We start from the raw sequence: 18,647 nt of genomic DNA, 5'->3' as shown, positions 1-18,647 counted from the left end.
GGAATCTATTATGGTAGTAAAAAAGAGTACCGACCATTTGGACCGCACCGTTGAATTCGCGTTTCCACCAAAGCGAATCATCTCCTTAGCACCCGGCCTGACCGATACGCTTTATTCATTAGGTTTAGAAAATGAAATCGTTGGCCGGACACGCTATTGTATTCATCCCCAAGAAAAGGTACAGCAAGCCGTCCCCGTTGGTGGAACAAAAGAAATCCAGCTTGATAAAATCAGAGATTTAAAACCAGATTTAATTTTAGCTGAAAAAGAGGAGAACACGAAGGAAATCGTTGAACAGCTTGAAAAAGAGTTTCCCGTCTATGTCGCGGAAGTAGACTCTGTCCAAACTGCTTATAAAATGATTGCGGACTTAGGTAAACTAACCAATCGCAAACAGGAAGCCGAACAACTCCTTAGCACCATCCAAACCGGATTTCAAAACCTTCCAAAGCTAACAGGCAAAAAGGTCGCTTATGTAATTTGGCGGAAACCATATATGGTCGTTGGGAACAACACCTATATCCATTCGCTTTTAACCTCAATGGGCTTTAAAAATGTGTTTAGCACATATGATGGGCGCTACCCTGCCGTCACCGAAACAGATTTTCAAAAAGCGGAACTAGATTATCTGTTTTTAGCCACTGAGCCGTTTCCGTTTAAAGAAAAACATCTAACCGAATTTAGGGAGTTTTTACCTCATGTGAAACCCTTCATCCTCGACGGAGAAATGTTCTGGTATGGACCGCGAATGGTAGCTGCTGCGAACTATTTCAGTGAAATATTTGCAGAACTAGAAGGATGATAATGAAAAATATTTTTATAAAAAAATAAAAAGGCAAACTCGCTTAAAAAGCTGAGTTTGCTTTTTCATTTTTTTAGTTCCGAGGATCAACATAATCAGGGTAATCGGAAATGATCGCGTCGACTCCCATTTCGAATAAAAAGTCTGCAGCTTCCTGGCTGCGCACGGTCCATGAGCCAATTTGCATTCCAAGAGAATGAACTTGATTCACTAAATCTTTGGTCACAATACCATAGCTTGGATTAAACCAATCGGCATATGTTGAAAATTCTTGCAAAGCCTCCGGTGTTGTATGTGCACGATTGCTAGTTAATACACCAATAGGAACTTTCGGAAGCAATTCATTCGTTTTTTTCATCGATTCAAAATTAAACGACTGAATAATGATTTTTTCATTTTGAGGTTTGTCCAGATTTCGCTCTTTTAACGCTTCAGCCACTTGTTCTTCTATCCCAGGGTAAAGTTCCGGCGCTTTTAATTCAATTAAAATCCCAACTTTGCCATGGTAGCGATCAAGAATTTCTTCAAATGTCGGTATTTGTTCGCCTGTAAATTGTTCTCCTTTCCAACTACCAGCATCAAGGCTTCGCAACTGTTCAAAAGTTAAATCTCCTACTTTTCCAGTTCCGTCAGTAGTTCGGTTCACGGTCGTATCGTGGATTAATACTAATTCCCCATCTTTGCTTCGTTGTACATCGATTTCAATATAATCGGCTTTCATATCCACTGCCAAATCAAAACCGGCAATTGTGTTTTCAGGCGCATAAGCAGTTGCCCCTCGGTGAGCAATATTATCCACTTGCTTCCTTTCACCAACAGTTGGTTCTGACGCAAACGCTTGACCAAACGGGCTGAATAACAATGTAAATGCTAAACCTGTTCCTAATAAAAATTTTTTGTTCATTTTGTCCAACTCCTATCTCGAATATGTATACAACTTTATTCTAAAAAAGAGATGTTGCACTAGTATGTAGCTAGATTAATAACTTCATAAAGATTACATGAACAAAATTCGACCTATTTTCTTACGAATTTTAACATTTTTAGCCTAAATTCGACCAAACAGGAATTATCTCCTACTCCATTTAGGCTATGAAGCTTAAAAATTCACCAAAAGAAAAGGGACATATGCCCAAGCATACGCCCTTTTCCTTTTAATCCTTTTAAAACTTTAAGCTTCAAGCGGCTGCATCGCCGTTTTTTTCTTTTCTTGCTTCGGTTTCTTTTCCTTTTTTTCAGGTTGCTCTTTCTTCGTCATTGTTAACCCGGTAATTCCGTAGAATAACGAAATCATTGGGGTTATAAACGCCAAGAAAGCGAATGGCAGATAAGTCGTCGTTGCGACACCTAGCGTTGCAGCAGTATACATTCCCCCACCTGTCCAAGGCACAAGGGGCGCCGCCTGTGTTCCGGTATCTTCCAGAATCCTTGATAAGTTCTCAGGCTTTAAGTTCAATCTTTCAAAAATCGGTCTCATTAATGTTCCACCCATAACGGTTGAAAAATAAACCGAGCCACCAATCATCAGCGTTGCATAACTAACGACAATGGTTACAAATACAAGTGTCCCGGTATGTTGAATTTTATCCGCAAACGAGGCAATCAATGCTTCAAGCACACCTGATTCTGCCAACATTCCACCTAATCCAAGTGCGAATAAAAATAATGCAATTAAACCAAGCATACTTGTTAAACCACCGCGTTGCAGCAATTCATCAACCATTGCAATGCCTGAGTCAACTTGGTAACCATCATAAAAAATTGAAAGAGTGTCTGCTAAGCTCGTTCCTTGATAAGCAACGGCAATCACGCCACCAACTGCAGCTCCAATAAAGATTGAAGGAACAGCCGGTTTCTTTAAAATTAACAATGTAATTAGCACAACAATTGGAAGCAAGGTAACAATCCCAAGCTTAAAGTGCTCATTTAAATTTGCTGTCAATTGAGAAATGCTTGCTGCATCCACTGTCGTCGCATTGTATTTTAAACCAATAATCGTGAAAATGATTGCGGTAATGATGTAAGCAGGTAAAGCCGTCCAAAGCATATGCTTAATATGAGCGAAAATCTCTCCGCCACTTACGGCTGGAGCTAGATTCGTAGTATCGGAAAGTGGTGACATTTTATCCCCAAAATAAGCTCCACTCACAATCGCCCCTGCCGTTACACCAACGGGAATTCCTAACGCCGTACCTACTCCCATCATCGCCACGCCAGCAGTACCAACGGTTCCCCATGAAGTTCCGGTAAAAGTCGCCACAACTGAAGTGAAAATCAGGGTTGTGACTAAAAAGAATTCTGGCGAAACAGCCTTTACACCATAATAAATCAAGGTAGGGACCGTTCCGGATGCAATCCATGCACCGATTAAAATTCCGACGGTTAAAAGAATCAGACCAGGCTGTAGCGCCCTACTCATCGACGTCAACATCGACTTTTCAACTTGTTTATAGGAATATCCCAATCCCATCATAAACGGAATCAAAACAAGCATGCTGATCAACATCAAAATTTGAATCGGTGCATCAAATGCAAGTATCCCAATTGAGACAATTGCAATCGAAGAAATTAACATAGACAAAGCGTACATAAATGAAGGTTTTCGAATCCTATCGGTTTCCAACCAACCACTCCTTTTGGTTATCATTTTTAAATACTCATTCTTAGTTCATTTTTCAAGATACGTCCTCTAAAATCAATCATTTCAGAAGCAACCGCTGATTACTAAGTTTCTAAAAGGTATACAAATATAATACTAAAGTTAACATAATCCGTAAAACGGCATATCCAATGATAATTTCATATATAACAAGATGAGCCCAAATTAATTGCCGTCTAATAATAGCGATTCGTAGAAATGCTCCAATATGGTCGCAAATCGTACCCAAAGGGCGTACTTACACTGTTCTCTCGGTTACCGCTCACCCCTTTTTTACTCCTCCACGGGCATCGACGGCCTCGCTCGCTTACCGCTCAACTCTTTTTTACTCCTCCACGGGCATCGACAACCTCGCTCAGTTACCGCTCACCCCTTTTTTACTCCTCCACGGGCATCGACGGCCTCTCTCGCTTACCGCTCAACTCTTTTTTACTCCTCCACGGGCACCGACAGCCTCGCTCGATTACCACTCATCTCTTTTTTACTCCTCCGCGGGCATCGACGGCCTCTCTCGCTTACCGCTCAACTCTTCTTTACTCTTCCACGGGCACCGACAACCACTCTCGCTTACCGCTCACCCCTTTTTTACTTCTCCACGGGCATCGACGGCCTCTCTCGCTTACCGCTCAACTCTTTTTTACTCCTCCACAGGCATCGACAACCTCGCTCGATTACCACTCATCTCTTTTTTACTCCTCCACGGGCACCGACAACCTCGCTCGGTTACCGCTCATCTCTTTTTTACTCTTCCACGGGCACCGACAACCTCGCTCGATTACCACTCATCTCTTTTTTACTCTTCCACGGGCATCGACAACCTCGCTCGATTACCACTCATCTCTTTTTTACTCTTCCACGGGCATCGATACCTTCCCGCGATTACTGTACCTCTCCCATTTCCGCAAGTTTTTCCGCCTATTTGCAGGTTTTTAACAGATTCATAGCGAAATTAGTATATTTAAGGATTCTATTGTAAGCGAGGGGGTTTTTTGTTTGGTCTTATCGCCTTGTTTTGTAAACGCTTTATCTCTAGCGACCCTATGGACAACACCTTTTGCAGAGATTGGAAAGGAAAACGGGCAGAGGATTGGAAATGATTATCCGCTAGTGCTTGTTCATGGTTTAACAGGCTGGGGCAGAGACGAAATGGGAGGCATTAAATATTGGGGTGGCTTGAAAGATGTCGAACGAAACTTGAACGAAACAGGACATCGTACCTTTACAGCAACAGTCGGTCCGGTCTCAAGTAATTATGACCGTGCTGTCGAGCTTTATTATTATCTAAAAGGTGGAACCGTTGACTATGGTGCTACCCATGCGGAAAAATATGGGCACAACCGCTATGGACGTACCTATCCAGGAATTTTTAGTCAATGGGATCACCAGCACAAAATTCATTTGATTGGTCACAGCATGGGTGGTCAAACCGCTCGAACGCTTGTCGAACTTTTAAAAAATGGCTCAGAAGAGGAACGCAAACATTACCTTAAGCATCCAGAAGAAGGGATATCTCCCTTATTCCAAGGCGGGAAAAACTGGGTTCACAGTGTCACCACAATCGGCACGCCGCATAATGGCTCCACGTTTGCTGATGAACAGCGCATTGCTCCGCTCATTCAAGAATGGATATTGAAAGCTGCCAGTTTATCTGGCGCGAAAACTGAGACACTTGCTTACGATTATAAGTTGGATCACTGGGGATTGAAACGCAACCTTGGTGAATCTTTCCTTGACTATTTGGATCGTGTTTACCATAGTTCCGTTTGGGACAGTGAAGACATTAGTTCCCATGACTTATCCACTTGGGGCGCTGCCGCCATTAACCAATGGGTTAAAACACATCCTGATGTTTATTATTTTTCTTACACCGGGAAAGCAACTTACCAAGATCCTTTTACAGGTAAGGCAATCCCGAAGCTATCCTTACACCCGTTAATGAGAAACTCAAGCCTTTTTATCGGTTCTTACAAGCGGAATAGCCCTGAACCTGTAATAGATGAAACATGGTGGCCAAACGATGGAATTGTGAGTGTCATTTCATCAAAGTATCCTTTCGGTCACCCATATAAAAGATACGATGGCGATATAGAAAAAGGCGTATGGAACTATTTCCCGGTTCATACCGGTTGGGACCATTTTGATTTCATCGGAATTGGAAGTGCTGACAATCTTGGTGTCAAAGACCTTTATCGCTTTTTCCATGAGTTGGCGACAAACCTTCATAATCTGCCAAGTTGAGATTGGCTACAATTATAATGAGTGATTTTATCTTTGGATAAGCTATTTAACACAAACCTGTTGGTTTGATTTGTGTAAGTAAATAGATCACAACTAATTTTGCTACTAGAATAAATGGTAAGCAATCGAACATTCCCCGTTCATGCTTGATGCGCTAATATAGTAATGTACGTTCGCTTTGTGAGGGGATGTTTAAAATGATAAAGAAGAAAGAAGATGTGATCACACTAATCGAAAGCGATAAAAAAATGATGGAGATTCTAACGGTTGCGAGCACAATAAACTTACCTGACTGGTGGATATGTGCAGGATTTGTGCGATCAAAAATCTGGGACGCTATTCATGGCTTTAAAAAACCAACTGCAATACCAGATATTGATTTGATCTATTTTGACCACACAAACATTGATGAGGATCATGAAAAAGAGATAGAGAATAAGTTAAAAAGCATTCTACCTAATATACCCTGGTCCGTGAAAAATGAAGCTAGAATGCACGTCATTAACAATCTTCCTCCGTATACATCTTCAGAAGATGCTATTTCAAAGTTTCCAGAAACTGCGACAGCCCTTGGAGTAAAGCTTGACGAGGAAAACCATTTAGTTCTTAGTGCCCCATACGGACTAGATGATGTCCTCAATTTAGAATTGAAACCAACACCCTTTTTTACGGAAACAAAAGAACTTGCGGCAGTTTACGAGGAGCGAATGATTAAAAAGAATTGGAAGTCTATTTGGCATGAAATTAAAATACACCACATTAAATAGAACTAAAAAAGCCGTTTTACTGTGAAATGGCTTTTTTAAAATTCACGGTAAATCGGATTGGGTGCTCTAGTATTAAGGCACCTAAACCCGTAGTTGTTTACTCGCGACACGTTTAAAATGACATAAAGTCCAATTGAAAAAGGCTGTTATAAACAGCCTTTTTCGAATCTACATAGGTTACACCAGCAACCACATGCTTTATCCCGCGTTTTTCACCATTTGCTTTTCATTCGCTTCTCGTAGTTTTCGAATATCCAAACGAATTAGAAGGGAAACCGCTAAAGCTAAAACAAAGATTCCTGAGAATATGACCAATGTGCCTTGATAGCTCCCCGTTGTTTCCCTTACCCACGAGACAAAGATTGGTCCAGCTAAACCGGCAGCCGCCCATGCTGTCAAGATATAACCATGGATCGCACCAAGCTGCTTTGTCCCAAACAAGTCACCAATATAGGCCGGGATTGAGGAAAATCCTCCTCCATAACAGGTCATAATCAAGTAAACGGTAATCGAAAATAGCAATCCAACTGTTAGATTAGGCAGTAAGAAAAAGGCGACCACTTGAAGAGCGAAAAATAATGTGTAGACATTGGGTCTGCCGATATAATCCGAAATGGTAGCCCACACAATTCTTCCGCCTCCATTAAATAACCCCATGACTCCAACCATTGTCGCTGCCCCCGCGGCAGACATTCCGACTAGCTCTTGTGCCATCGGTGAAGCAACCGCGAGGATCGCAATACCGCACGTGATATTAATGAATAGCATCAACCATAACGCCCAAAACTCACGCGTTTTGACCGCTTCATTTGCGGTTAACTGACGCAAATCTTCCTTCAGTTTCACGTTCCCTGAAGTTTTCCCTGTTGATTGCATGCCTTTTGGAATCCAACCCTGTTTCGGTGGTGCAAGGTACTGAGCAGAACAAAAAATGATGACGAAATAACATGCTCCAAGAATATAGAAGGTATTAGAAATGCCGTAGTTTTCAATTAAAAAATTCATAATTGGACTTGCAATCATCGCAGCAAATCCAAATCCCATAATCGCTAATCCCGTTGCAAGACCTCGTCTGTCAGGAAACCATTTGACCAACGTTGAAACAGGTGTGATATAGCCGACACCTAAGCCAATCCCAGCAATCATTCCGTAAAAGAAATAAAGCAACATCAATGATTCTAACTGTATAGCCAACCCTGCCCCAGCAACTCCTGTTCCAAAAAACACGGCACTTAAAGTACCGGCGGCTCGTGGGCCAAACTTTTCAACAAAATGTCCTAAAAACGCAGCCGATAATCCCAAAAAAAGAATGGCCAAGCTAAACGTAAGCGAAATCTCCTTCAACCCCCAGCCCATCTCGTGTTGAAGGGGTTTTGTAAACACGCTCCATGCGTAAACCGAACCGATTGAAAGGTGAATCCCAACTGCTGATAGTGCGATTAACCAACGATTTTTTGTTTTCATCTTCCGTCCCACTTTCTCTATTTTCTAGTTGTTCATTTTACTAGTTGCGCCATCATAACAAACCTCGATTTTAGAAGCCGCTAGCTTTGCTTTATCCCTTGCTTCTGTTACCGAATCGGCATTGCTTAACACAACCGCCATGCGTCGGCCGATTTTTGTTTCCGGTTTAGCAAACACACGAACCTGTGTATTCGGAACACCTAAACTTTCAGCAATTCCAGTCACTTCGTAACTCTTGCTTTCTTCGCGAGCTTTAATCGTATGACTTGCACCAGCCTTCCATAGCTGAACCGCTGGAATTGGATACCCTAATATCGCTCGAATATGTAACGCAAACTCAGACAAATCTTGGGTTGCCATCGTCACCATTCCCGTATCATGTGGTCGTGGCGACACTTCACTAAAATAGACACCTGACGTGGAAAGAAATAGTTCGACTCCAAACAAACCATAGCCACCAAGAGCATCCGTAATTTTTTTCGCAACCTCTTGCGCTTCCAAGAGTTGTTCCGCTGACATCTCATGTGGCTGCCAGGATTCGATATAGTCCCCATCTTTTTGCACGTGTCCAATTGGAGGACAAAAAGTTGTTCCGGAACTTGAACGGACGGTTAACAAGGTAATTTCCGAATCAAAATGGATAAATTCTTCGACGATGACGCGGTTTTTATTCGCGCGGCCACCCGTAATCGCTTCATTCCAACTTTGTTCAATTTCTTCTAGTGAACGGCAAACACTTTGTCCTTTTCCTGAAGAACTCATAATTGGTTTGATCACACAAGGGACGCCGATTTCCTCTACAGCTACTTTTAATTCTTCGAGATTATTGGCAAAAGCGTACTTCGCCGTAGGAAGCCCTAGTTCTTCACTCGCCAACCGCCGAATTCCTTCCCTGTCCATTGTCAAATTTGTCGCTTTTGCCGTCGGAACAATATGATACCCTTCCTGTTCAAGCTCCAATAACGTTTCCGTAGCAATTGCTTCAATTTCAGGTACAACCAAATCTGGTTTCTCTTTTTCTATGACTCTACGAAGTGAAATGCCATCAAGCATGTCCACAACAAAAGATCGATGTGCTACCTGCATGGCTGGAGCATTTTCATAGCGGTCAACCGCTATCGTCTCAACCCCTAAACGTTGCGCCTCAATGATAACTTCTTTCCCAAGTTCACCTGAACCAAGTAACATGATCTTTTTCCGCTGGATACCACCCAATCTAATCCATCTCCTTATAGTTTGCCTTTTGGTTATCATATTCTATTTTTTTATCTGTTTCAAGGGTAATTTCTTCATAAAACACGAACGTTTGATATTTTACAAAAATAATAGTTCGACACTTCAACCTTGTACCTGATTCTTCTTCCCTAAACTCTCGAAAAAAAAAAATGCAGTAAGGCAAAAAATGCCCTGCTGCATTGATTTCTAGCCTCATTTTCGAGGCTATTATATTTCTTTCGACGACAACGGCAAAAACAACTTCACGCCCCTTCGATTGAACGGAAGGAATTTCATATCTGCAATCAGATGACTCGCATACGCAGCTACCGCTACCTTGTATACTCCTTCCATTCCAATCGATTGTTCAAACAGATGGGCAATAACTCCGAAAAAGGCTAATCCGAGTAGAGAATGCGTGTAACTTCGATGCGGCACAAATGAAGCAATCACGATAAACGCCCCTAACAACAGAAGCCATGGCTCTTGCAAAGACAGGCCACCAATTAAAACACCCACTCCTGTGACAGTCAGCATCCGTCGCTGCGTAATTTGAGTAGAAACAATTAAAATTCCGATTCCAACCGCAATCCCTAACCACTTTTCTTTCCCTGATCCATCTATGTAACTATATAGCATCATCAGAAACCCAATTAATTGAGTAATATATTTGATCATTTTATACGAAAACGTAATTCGATTCGTCAACTTTCCATCAATATCAATATCTGGCATCAAACCAGCCAAAGTCCCTACTCCAACAAAAATCAGCGTCCCCGCCGGATCTGTTTGGTAGCTATTCGCCGCAACAAAACCAACCCCCGCTCCAATCAACATATGTGCAGTTCCATTCATGTTCGTCAACCCCTACCTACAAACTACATATCTTCCAAAAACTTATTCTATTATACTTTTAATCATAGTTAAATCTTTTTATTCAGTTTTCGCAAACTTAAATTAAGGAACCCTCTTCCAAACTAAAGATAGTAATTAGGAATGATTACTTACCAACATTCGGCTACATCCTATTGTTGAGTTTAATAATAGTTTTCAACCAGATTGGATGGAAACCGAGTAGAGCCCATTTTAACCTGTATCAACATGTGTTAATTAGTTGCTAAGTTCGATGCTAAACATCTAGAAGTATTTGGGTTATGAATGGTAAAATAAAAGAAAGCTTATATAATGAATGGGTTGGTTTGTGAAAGAATGGTAGAAGATATGTGATAAACTTTTAAATAAAAAAGGGTGTTTTTTTGAAATCATTGTTTACGATTTTTGTTGTATTAATCCTAATTGTTTCAGGTTGTAGTGATGGAGTTGAGGATCCAAAACCTGAATTTATAACTCTACAACAAGCAACATTAAAAACTGAGATCCTAGCATCTGATATTTTTTATACTGAAGAATTGGATGAAACAGCATTCTCTTTATACCAATCGCCAAATGGGTATGGTGTACTTCATTTTTCATTAAAAGAAGTTGGTTGGGATTATCAAGGGAGTTCAAGTTTTATGTACTCTACTGATACAGATTTAACTCCTTTTTCATTCAGTCAATCAACGTGGCACAAAGGGGAAGTTTTGGTTAATACGGAAAGCCCCTATACAACTATATTTTTAGGAGAAGTAAGGGACCCTGAAATTAGTAAAATTACAGTTGAATACAAAAATAAACAAAGAGATGCAAGTTTAATAGTAAATAACGAGAGAATGTATTGGTATCTTGTTTCTGAATTAGATGATGCGAATGAAAGCGTAGCGGGGGTTACTGCTTATTCTTCTGACGGGGAATTGCTTTACCAGACAGCGAAATAAAAATTAAGTTAACCTGTGCTTATATTAAAGTAAATACTTGGACCAAACCCAAGCATTTTTACATCCTAATTCAAATAGAATAAAACAGGAAAACACTTTTTAATTCGTTATTGTATAATTCGAAACTGAACCAGTTAAGTATGCTACCGTATTATTAGACTTTCACTAAAAAGAACTGACCCTAGCTTTTTAAGCATTGGGTCAGTTCTTTTTCCTTCCTACTGCTGTTCCACCTCTTCTAATCGTTTCTCTTCCTGCGCTCCAGGCTTACGATCTTTAATGGTAAAAGATAGCACCAAAGCAACAAAAGAAAGCACAGTTACGACGATTAAAGCTATATTCGCTCCGTGTATGTCCGGATATGGAGTAGCTGAACTTTCTTGGACAGACGAAGCAGTTGTTGTCATCACGGTTACTAACACAGCCGTTCCTACCGATGCAGCAATCATCTTCAACGTATTGTCCATCGCGGCTCCATGTGCAATTAATTTTTTAGGAAGTTTGTTTAACGCAGCTGTCGAGACGGGCATCATTACCATCGATAACCCAAACATTCTTAGCGAATAAACAAGCGTGATAAAAGCAAAAGAAGTCGTTGGACCAAGGTTCGTATACAAAAACGAAGCTATCGTCATAATGGTTAACCCAGTAATGACGAGCCATCTTGCCCCAATGCGATCAAACACTCGACCCGTAATCGGAGATAAAAGCCCTGTAACCAACGCACCTGGCAATAAAGCTAAACCTGCTTCAAACGCAGTAAAATCACGCATATTTTGCATATATAAAGGAATGATCGTTTCAACCCCAATTAAGCCCATAAACGCAATCATTCCAATGATAATTGCTTGCGGAAACAATGATTGCTTAAAGACGCGAAACTCCAGCATAGGATGATCTAAACGGAACTGCCGCAAAATAAAAATCGTTAACGAAATTACCCCGACAGTAAGTGACAATAGCGTTAAAGGTGCTAACCACCCGATATTCCCCGCACATGTAAACCCAAACAATAAACCGCCAAATCCAAAGGAAGATAAAAGAATCGATAATACATCCATTTTTGGCCGGCTAACTTCTGTTACATTTTTCAACACTTTTGAAGCGACAATAATATCAATCAGTGCAATCGGGAAAATAATGTAAAATAACACTCTCCACGAATAATGCTCGGTTACCCAACCAGACAAAGCAGGACCAATGGCTGGCGCAAACGAAATCACAAGGCCCACTAATCCCATAGCGGCTCCACGCTTATTAACCGGAAAAATCATAAAAAACACTGTTTGCATGAGTGGAAGCATAACGCCAGCTCCGCTAGATTGGATAACCCGCCCAAGCAAAAGCACACCAAAATTCGGAGCAAGGCCAGCAACAAGTGTTCCAAAAGTGAACACACTCATCGCAGTAATAAACAACTGTCTTGTCGTAAATCGCTCCAATAAGAAAGCACTAACAGGAATCATAATTCCATTCACAAGCATAAAAATAGTCGTCAACCACTGTGCACTGTTTGCCGTAACGTCCATTTCTTCCATAATCGGGGGAATCGCGGTAATCATTAAAGTTTGATTTAAAATCGCAATAAAAGTCCCCGCTAACAATAACGCTACAATCGTAGACCTGTTCTCAATCGATTTACTCATGACCAAAATCCTTTCCATTGCTAAATATCATCTGACCCAGTTTGCAATTTGGATACACCGAAAGGTCAGGAGTAAAAAATACACCTCACAAACCCACTTTCTACCAAAAAGTGCAGAACACCTTTATGATTTTAATACCATCATTCAGAAAACTCAACTACTTTGTTTTTCGGACAAACTAAGTTCACTAACTAAGTCACTGTGACGCCCCGAAAAATCTTGTTTCACAACACAAATGTTTCACAGCACTCCGTTCCCAAAAGAAAAACGAATGGGGTCTCCCCCATTCGTTTTTCGAATTTTATTCTTCAATTGTCACTAGTTTCAACGGCGCGGGAATATTTTCTTCTACTTTTTTGCCTTGGGCAGCATCAAGCCCCGCTTGAACAGCAAGTTGTCCGATTAGATCTGGTTGCTGAGCCACCGTTGCCTCTAGCTGTCCTGCTTCGATTGCTTTAAGCGCATCGTCATTTCCGTCAAATCCGATGACCATAATATCCCGACCAGAGCTGTTAATCGCTTCGATCGCCCCAAGAGCCATTTCATCATTGTGTGCAAATACCGCTTTAATGTCTGGGTTTGCTTGAATGATGTTTTCCATAACGGTTAATCCTTCTGTCCGATCAAAATTTGCCGCTTGTTTGGCGACGACATTTAATTTTTCATCCGCAACATTATGGAAACCTGTTCCACGCTCACGTGTGGCAGATGCACCAGGAACTCCTTCCAATTCCGCTACTAAAGCGCCTTCACCAAGCTGTTCAACAATATACTCAGCTGCCATTTCGCCGCCCTTCACATTATCAGATGCAACCAGTGCTTCCACTTCACCTTTATCAGCGGAACGATCAAGTGTAATTACAGGAATGCCAATGCTGTTCGCAGATTGAACCGCAGTTGAAATTGCTGCTGAATCGGTTGGGTTGATCAATAGTACATCAACACCTTGCTGAATTAAATCTTCCACGTCGTTAATTTGTTTTGCCGAATCATCTTGAGCGTCAACGACTTTCACTTCAATTCCCTTCGCTTCCGCCTCTTTCACCACGCCATCTTTTAACGAAACGAAGAACGGGTTATTCAGTGTTGAAACAGAAAGTCCTATTTTTAAATCCGCGATTTTTTTATCCCCTTGGTCAGGCTTCGCCCAGGCCGGCGGTTCCATAGAGCAGGCCGATAAAACGACAAGTGATAACGTTAAAAATAAAGCCAGAAATTTTCTCATTTTGTCTCCTCCTAGGCTGATTTTTTACGGTCAAGTAATACCGCGATAATGATAACGATCCCTTTGACAACCTGTTGATAGAAAGACGATACGCCTAGAAGGTTCAAACCATTATTAAGGACACCAATAATCAAAACCCCGATCATCGTTCCAAAGATTCTTCCTTTACCTCCTGAAAGGCTTGTCCCACCTAGAACAACCGCCGCAATTGCATCCAATTCATACGATTCCCCTGCTGTTGGTTGTGCTGAGTTTAAACGAGAAGTTAAAATCGCGCCAGCCAAAGCTGCTAGAAAACCGGATAAACTATAAATCAGAACTTTTACGCGCGGTACTTTAATCCCTGAAATTAGCGCCGCTTTTTCATTGCCACCAATCGCATATGTTTGGCGACCAAACGGTGTTTTATGAAGCAGAATATACAATACAATAAATGTCACAATCATCGTTACCGCAGGAACAGGAATACCAAGGAAATAGCCTCGACCAAATAATTGGAATAGGATATTATCGCCTAAGCCTGTGATTGGATTTCCTTCTGTATAAACAAGCGTAAGCCCTCTAAACAAAGTCATTGTTGCTAATGTCGCGATAAACGGAGCCATTTTTCCTTTTGTGATCAATAGACCGTTCACCGCTCCAAAAATGGCCCCTAAAAGAGCACCAATTAAAATTGCTAGCATCGGATCAATTCCGGAAACAATCATCCCAGCTGTTAACGCACTCGACAATGCGAGAATCGCGCCGACCGATAAGTCAATTCCACCGGTTAAAATAACGAACGTCATCCCAAACGCAATTAATGCATTAATCGAAACTTGACGTAATAAATTTAAGATATTCAATGGTTCTAAGAAACTTGGATTCATAACTGAAACAAAAATCACTAAGATTAATAGCCCAAGGAAAGGACCAAGTTTTTGGGTAACAGATTGGAGGAGGTTCCCCTTCTTTTCTTGTAAAACTTCACTGTTTGCTTTCATCTCACTGGCCTCCTGTTGCTAGTGTCATAATGTTTTCCTGTGTTGCTGTTTCTTTTGGAAGTTCACCGGCAATTTTTCCTTCGTGGACAACGAGAATTCGGTCGCTCATCCCGAGCACTTCAGGCAATTCTGAAGACACCATGATGATCGCAACGCCACGGTCGGTCAACTCATTCATCAACTGATAAATCTCCCGTTTGGCACCAACATCGACGCCTCGTGTTGGCTCATCTAAAATCAACACTTTCGGACCGATCCCAATCCATTTTGCGATAACCACTTTTTGCTGGTTTCCACCGGACAAATCGCCAACTCTTGTTTCAGCAGATTCCGTTTTAACCGTTAATCGTTTAATCAGCATATCAACGAACTCTTTTTCATCTTTTTCCTTGATGATTCCTTTTGGAGCAAAACTGTATAGCGACGGTAACGCGATGTTGTCTTTGATTGAAAAGTCCAACACCAATCCTTCGTCTTTCCGGTCCTCGGTGATAAACCCAATTCCATGGTTGACAGCTTGATTCGCATTTTTTATGGTCACTTTTTCTCCATTTAAAATGACATCGCCACTCTCAATTGAATCTAACCCGAATATACCGCGCATAATTTCCGTTCTGCCTGCTCCCATTAAACCGGAAACGCCTACAATCTCTCCAGAACAGACGGAAAAACTAACATCTCGAAATGCTTTGCCAGTTAAATTTTTCACTTCAAGCACGATCTCGCCTGGCTTTGAATTCCGTTTCGGGAACCGATCTTTCAGTTCGCGACCAACCATTTTCCGAACCACTACTTCAAAACTCGTTTCCGGAATTGGTTTTGTATCAACGGTTTTTCCATCTCGCATCACCGTAATCCGGTCACAAATCGCAAAGATTTCTTCCATTCGGTGGGAAATATAGACAATGGAAACGCCTTCTTTTTTCAACGAAGCAATGACTTCAAACAATTTTTGGATTTCTCGCTCCGTCAAAGCCGCAGTCGGTTCATCCATGATAATCACTTTTGCTTTTGTCATCAGCGCTTTCGCAATCTCAATCATTTGTTGTTCCCCAACCGAACAACTACCAGCTTCTTTATCAAATGGAAGTGAAACATCTAATCTTTTAAACTGTTCTTCTGCAAGCCTTTTCATTTTAGCTGAATCAACAAGACCGAAAGCCTTCTTCGGTTCTTTACCAATGAACATATTATCAAGAACCGACATTTCCGGCCAGATATTAAGTTCTTGATGAATAAATGTAATTCCCGCTTGCTCCGCTTCTTTCGGATTTTTAAAATAAGTCTCTTTTCCGTCAACGAAGATTTGCCCTTGATCAAGCGAATGAAGCCCAGTTAACACATTCATCATCGTCGATTTTCCTGCACCGTTCTCACCCATCAAAGCATGAACTTCGCCTTCTTTTAACTCAAAATCAACCCCTGTTAACACTTGGTTTGTTCCAAACGCTTTATAAATTCCCTGCATTGTAATATGCATGTTGTTCACCTCGGCTTTTGTAAGCTCTTTTCACTAGTTGATACCACTTTGTCAATTCCGTTTTAGAAAAACACGCCTGAATATAGAATACAGTTTGCATACGGCGTAACTTCCCCAGTACGGATGACAGCTTTTGCCTGTTTAGTTAGCTTTTTCAGTTCCTCATGCGAAACTTCCACTCTATCAATCTCGGAGAACGTCTCTGTTAAAAAAGTAGCACCCTCCGCATTCGCTTCATGAATTTCAGAAGCAAAGCAGACTTTCTCAATCACCATGTCATCGGCAACTACCTCAACCACTTCCTGAAACGAAGGAGTCCCTGGCTTCAAAGCCAGGTCAATTTTTCGAACCCCTTCTGGAACAGGTAAACCTGCATCTGCGATTACCAGATAATCCGTATGTCCAAGATCTGCGAGTACCTTTGTAATCTCACTGTTTAATATTCCTTGCTTTTTCACCTTACAAGCTCCCTTCCACTTCAGCTCTAGTTGGCATGCCGCCTTGAGCACCGAACTTTGTAACAGAAAGGGAAGCCGCTCGGTTAGCAAACTGAATACTGTCTTGTATACTCTTGCCTTCTGAAAGTGCGACCGCAAACGCCGCATTAAACGTATCGCCAGCTCCAGTTGTGTCGACTGCTTCTACTTTATAAGAAGGAACCAAAACTTCTTTCTGGCCATCATGGAAACGAACGCCTTTGCTGCCTTCCGTGATAAACACTTTGTTATGATACTTTTTCATCGCTTCTTTTGCGTTTTCACCTGCAAACAACACAGCTGCTTCCGTTTCATTCGGCGTAATATACGTTGCTTTTTCAATCACAGCCTGGCTAACTGGACGTGATGGCGCTGGATTTAACAACAACGGAATTCCTTTTTCATTACAGATTTCAGCAACATACTCCACTGTCTCTGCCGGAATTTCCTGTTGAATCAACACCATATCCGCGTTATCAAAGACATCCATTGCTTTTTCGATATAATCAGGAGATACATATTTGTTTGCTCCTTGCACGACAATGATGCTATTGTCTCCCTCTGCCAAGGTAATGTGGGCGGTTCCTGTTTCAATATCTGTAACCGGTTCCATATATTCTGTATTGACACCATTCTTTTTAAAATTCTCTAGAATGGTTCTTCCAAAATCATCTTGTCCGACACAACCAACCATATAAACGTCTGCGCCTAGTCTGGCAGCCGCAACCGCTTGGTTTGCTCCTTTTCCACCTGGGACGGTTTTAAATGATTCTCCAAGAATGGTCTCACCTTTTTCTGGTCTTTTATGCGCAGTTACAACCAAATCGATGGAAGAACTTCCAATCACAACAAGTTTAGTCATTTCTCTCTTCCTTTCTTGTGGTTTGTCTTTCAATAAATTGCACAGGCAATTGGATTCGTTTTGCTTCAAGTGTTTCGCCGTTTATTTGTCTAATCAGTAACTTGGCTGCTTCCCTACCCATTTCATAGGCAGGCTGCCGAATTGTCGATAATGGTGGATATAAAAACTGACTGAACGGGATATCATCAAAGCCAATGATTTGCAGCTGTTCTGGTATCTTTTTCCCTAACCTATGTGCTTCGTGAAGTACAGCTGCAGCAACAACATCATTACTGGCAATTACGCCATCTGTGTCTGGGTATTTTTCAAAAAGCTCCTTAGCCCAGTATTCCGCGTTATGAAAAGCAAACGAAGCAGTTGTCATCACATCAAAGTGAACATTTGCATTAAATAGCTCATCCACCGCCCCTTTAAAGCGTTCTTGAGCTGTTTGCAATTCAACCGGTCCCTTTAATAAAGTAATTCGCGTGCTTCCGCGACTCACCAACTCTTTCGCTGCCAGTCGTCCGCCTTCATAGCCATCCGCTTGGACAGAAGGATGATGATCCGAAGTTCGGTCAAGGAGAACAAGCGGAAACGAAAGCTTTTCATAATGCGTTAACACCGCATTTGTCGAAGCAGATATGAGACCGATTACATTATTTTGTTTAAACGTTTCAATATAGTCTAATTCTTTGTCTAATTGTTCATCCGCGTTTCCTATAATGAGCCGAAAACCATGTTCCTGCATTTTGTCCTCCACTCCCCGAGCCAACTCAGGGAAAAACGGGTTGCGAATATCAGGAAGAATCAAGCCAATTAACCGCGATTTTTTATTATAAAGTGAGCGAGCCACTTCATTAGGTTTATAATTCAATTCCCGAATGGCCTCATCAATCAGCTTGCGAGTATTCTCATGAACATAACCTTTATCATTCATCGCTCGCGATACCGTCGCGACCGATACTCCAGCTTTCTTGGCCACATCCTTAATGGTCGCCACATTCTCACCTCTTTTATGTAACCGATTACAC

General features: G+C 41.5%; 16 protein-coding genes. 4 read left to right on the top strand and 12 right to left on the bottom strand.

Features of this window, described 5'->3' with window-relative positions; all coding sequences use genetic code 11:
* Positions 1 to 10: 10 nt before the first annotated feature.
* Positions 11 to 802: an ABC transporter substrate-binding protein gene (locus M3182_RS02595; protein ID WP_251435513.1), complete on the top strand. Its 792-nt coding sequence runs from the start codon at positions 11 to 13 to the stop codon at positions 800 to 802.
* A 73-nt stretch (positions 803 to 875) separates the two neighbouring features.
* On the opposite strand, the gene M3182_RS02590 is transcribed toward M3182_RS02595, so the two are convergent.
* Both M3182_RS02590 and nhaC read right to left on the bottom strand, forming a co-directional pair.
* The gene (locus tag M3182_RS02590; RefSeq protein WP_251435515.1) at positions 876 to 1,706 is read right to left on the bottom strand and encodes a glycerophosphodiester phosphodiesterase; all 831 of its coding nucleotides are present in this window, start codon (positions 1,704 to 1,706) and stop codon (positions 876 to 878) included.
* A gap of 267 nt (positions 1,707 to 1,973) precedes the next feature.
* Entirely contained in the window at positions 1,974 to 3,425 is a 1,452-nt protein-coding gene (gene nhaC, locus M3182_RS02585; protein ID WP_251556105.1) for a Na+/H+ antiporter NhaC, read from the bottom strand.
* A gap of 1,029 nt (positions 3,426 to 4,454) precedes the next feature.
* Between nhaC and M3182_RS02580 the strand changes: the two genes are divergently transcribed.
* Both M3182_RS02580 and M3182_RS02575 read left to right on the top strand, forming a co-directional pair.
* Complete coding sequence (locus tag M3182_RS02580; RefSeq protein WP_251435521.1) at positions 4,455 to 5,699, top strand: esterase/lipase family protein; 1,245 nt, start codon at positions 4,455 to 4,457, stop codon at positions 5,697 to 5,699.
* A gap of 197 nt (positions 5,700 to 5,896) precedes the next feature.
* A complete protein-coding gene (locus M3182_RS02575) occupies positions 5,897 to 6,466 on the top strand; it encodes a nucleotidyltransferase family protein (RefSeq protein ID WP_251435524.1) in 570 nt (189 codons plus the stop codon).
* A 198-nt stretch (positions 6,467 to 6,664) separates the two neighbouring features.
* Here the strand turns inward: M3182_RS02575 and M3182_RS02570 are convergent, their stop codons facing one another.
* From M3182_RS02570 to M3182_RS02560, 3 genes are all read right to left on the bottom strand, one after another.
* The gene (locus M3182_RS02570) at positions 6,665 to 7,930 is read right to left on the bottom strand and encodes an L-lactate MFS transporter (RefSeq protein ID WP_251556103.1); all 1,266 of its coding nucleotides are present in this window, start codon (positions 7,928 to 7,930) and stop codon (positions 6,665 to 6,667) included.
* 24 nt (positions 7,931 to 7,954) lie between these two features.
* Entirely contained in the window at positions 7,955 to 9,118 is a 1,164-nt protein-coding gene (purT, locus tag M3182_RS02565) for a formate-dependent phosphoribosylglycinamide formyltransferase (RefSeq protein WP_251557070.1), read from the bottom strand.
* A gap of 255 nt (positions 9,119 to 9,373) precedes the next feature.
* Entirely contained in the window at positions 9,374 to 10,000 is a 627-nt protein-coding gene (locus M3182_RS02560) for a metal-dependent hydrolase (RefSeq protein WP_251435531.1), read from the bottom strand.
* 401 nt (positions 10,001 to 10,401) lie between these two features.
* Here M3182_RS02560 and M3182_RS02555 point away from each other — a divergent pair, with 401 nt between their 5' ends.
* Positions 10,402 to 10,962 carry a hypothetical protein gene (locus M3182_RS02555; protein ID WP_251556102.1) on the top strand — a complete coding sequence of 187 codons (561 nt, stop codon included), beginning with the start codon at positions 10,402 to 10,404 and terminating at the stop codon, positions 10,960 to 10,962.
* Between the two features lie 218 nt (positions 10,963 to 11,180).
* Here the strand turns inward: M3182_RS02555 and M3182_RS02550 are convergent, their stop codons facing one another.
* From M3182_RS02550 to M3182_RS02520, 7 genes are all read right to left on the bottom strand, one after another.
* Entirely contained in the window at positions 11,181 to 12,608 is a 1,428-nt protein-coding gene (locus tag M3182_RS02550) for an MDR family MFS transporter (protein WP_251556100.1), read from the bottom strand.
* A 301-nt stretch (positions 12,609 to 12,909) separates the two neighbouring features.
* Positions 12,910 to 13,833, bottom strand: a complete 924-nt coding sequence (gene rbsB / locus M3182_RS02545; RefSeq protein ID WP_251556097.1) for a ribose ABC transporter substrate-binding protein RbsB — start codon at positions 13,831 to 13,833, stop codon at positions 12,910 to 12,912.
* Positions 13,834 to 13,844: 11 nt separating this feature from the next.
* Positions 13,845 to 14,816 (bottom strand): ribose ABC transporter permease RbsC, encoded by a 972-nt coding sequence (rbsC, locus tag M3182_RS02540; RefSeq protein WP_251556089.1) that lies wholly within the window; start codon positions 14,814 to 14,816, stop codon positions 13,845 to 13,847.
* A gap of 1 nt (position 14,817) precedes the next feature.
* Positions 14,818 to 16,296: a sugar ABC transporter ATP-binding protein gene (locus M3182_RS02535; RefSeq protein ID WP_251556083.1), complete on the bottom strand. Its 1,479-nt coding sequence runs from the start codon at positions 16,294 to 16,296 to the stop codon at positions 14,818 to 14,820.
* Positions 16,297 to 16,358: 62 nt separating this feature from the next.
* On the bottom strand, positions 16,359 to 16,754 hold the full coding sequence (rbsD, locus tag M3182_RS02530) for a D-ribose pyranase (RefSeq protein WP_251435551.1): 396 nt from the start codon (positions 16,752 to 16,754) through the stop codon (positions 16,359 to 16,361).
* Position 16,755: 1 nt separating this feature from the next.
* On the bottom strand, positions 16,756 to 17,634 hold the full coding sequence (gene rbsK / locus M3182_RS02525) for a ribokinase (protein ID WP_251435553.1): 879 nt from the start codon (positions 17,632 to 17,634) through the stop codon (positions 16,756 to 16,758).
* Positions 17,627 to 18,616, bottom strand: coding sequence for a LacI family DNA-binding transcriptional regulator (locus M3182_RS02520; RefSeq protein WP_251435556.1), 990 nt, complete (start codon positions 18,614 to 18,616; stop codon positions 17,627 to 17,629). Before M3182_RS02520 ends, rbsK begins: the two co-directional genes overlap by 8 nt.
* Between the last annotated feature and the right edge of the window lie 31 nt (positions 18,617 to 18,647).

Origin of the sequence: Mesobacillus maritimus, from assembly GCF_023715205.1 — a bacterium.
Classification (GTDB): Bacteria; Bacillota; Bacilli; order Bacillales; family Cytobacillaceae; genus Mesobacillus_B; species Mesobacillus_B maritimus_C.
Note: the sequence above shows the minus strand (reverse complement) of the source record. Positions and strands in the feature narration are given on the sequence as shown.

Bases quoted from the DNA above. Each gene is read 5' to 3' on its own strand.
- M3182_RS02590 (WP_251435515.1), bottom strand. From the start codon at position 1,706: ATGAACAAAAAATTTTTATTAGGAACAGGTTTAGCATTTACATTGTTA.
- M3182_RS02575 (WP_251435524.1), top strand. From the start codon at position 5,897: ATGATAAAGAAGAAAGAAGATGTGATCACACTAATCGAAAGCGATAAA.
- M3182_RS02550 (WP_251556100.1), bottom strand. From the start codon at position 12,608: ATGAGTAAATCGATTGAGAACAGGTCTACGATTGTAGCGTTATTGTTA.
- M3182_RS02535 (WP_251556083.1), bottom strand. From the start codon at position 16,296: ATGCATATTACAATGCAGGGAATTTATAAAGCGTTTGGAACAAACCAA.
- purT (WP_251557070.1), bottom strand. From the start codon at position 9,118: ATGTTACTTGGTTCAGGTGAACTTGGGAAAGAAGTTATCATTGAGGCG.
- rbsC (WP_251556089.1), bottom strand. From the start codon at position 14,816: ATGAAAGCAAACAGTGAAGTTTTACAAGAAAAGAAGGGGAACCTCCTC.
- rbsB (WP_251556097.1), bottom strand. From the start codon at position 13,833: ATGAGAAAATTTCTGGCTTTATTTTTAACGTTATCACTTGTCGTTTTA.
- M3182_RS02560 (WP_251435531.1), bottom strand. From the start codon at position 10,000: ATGAATGGAACTGCACATATGTTGATTGGAGCGGGGGTTGGTTTTGTT.
- M3182_RS02595 (WP_251435513.1), top strand. From the start codon at position 11: ATGGTAGTAAAAAAGAGTACCGACCATTTGGACCGCACCGTTGAATTC.
- rbsK (WP_251435553.1), bottom strand. From the start codon at position 17,634: ATGACTAAACTTGTTGTGATTGGAAGTTCTTCCATCGATTTGGTTGTA.
- M3182_RS02570 (WP_251556103.1), bottom strand. From the start codon at position 7,930: ATGAAAACAAAAAATCGTTGGTTAATCGCACTATCAGCAGTTGGGATT.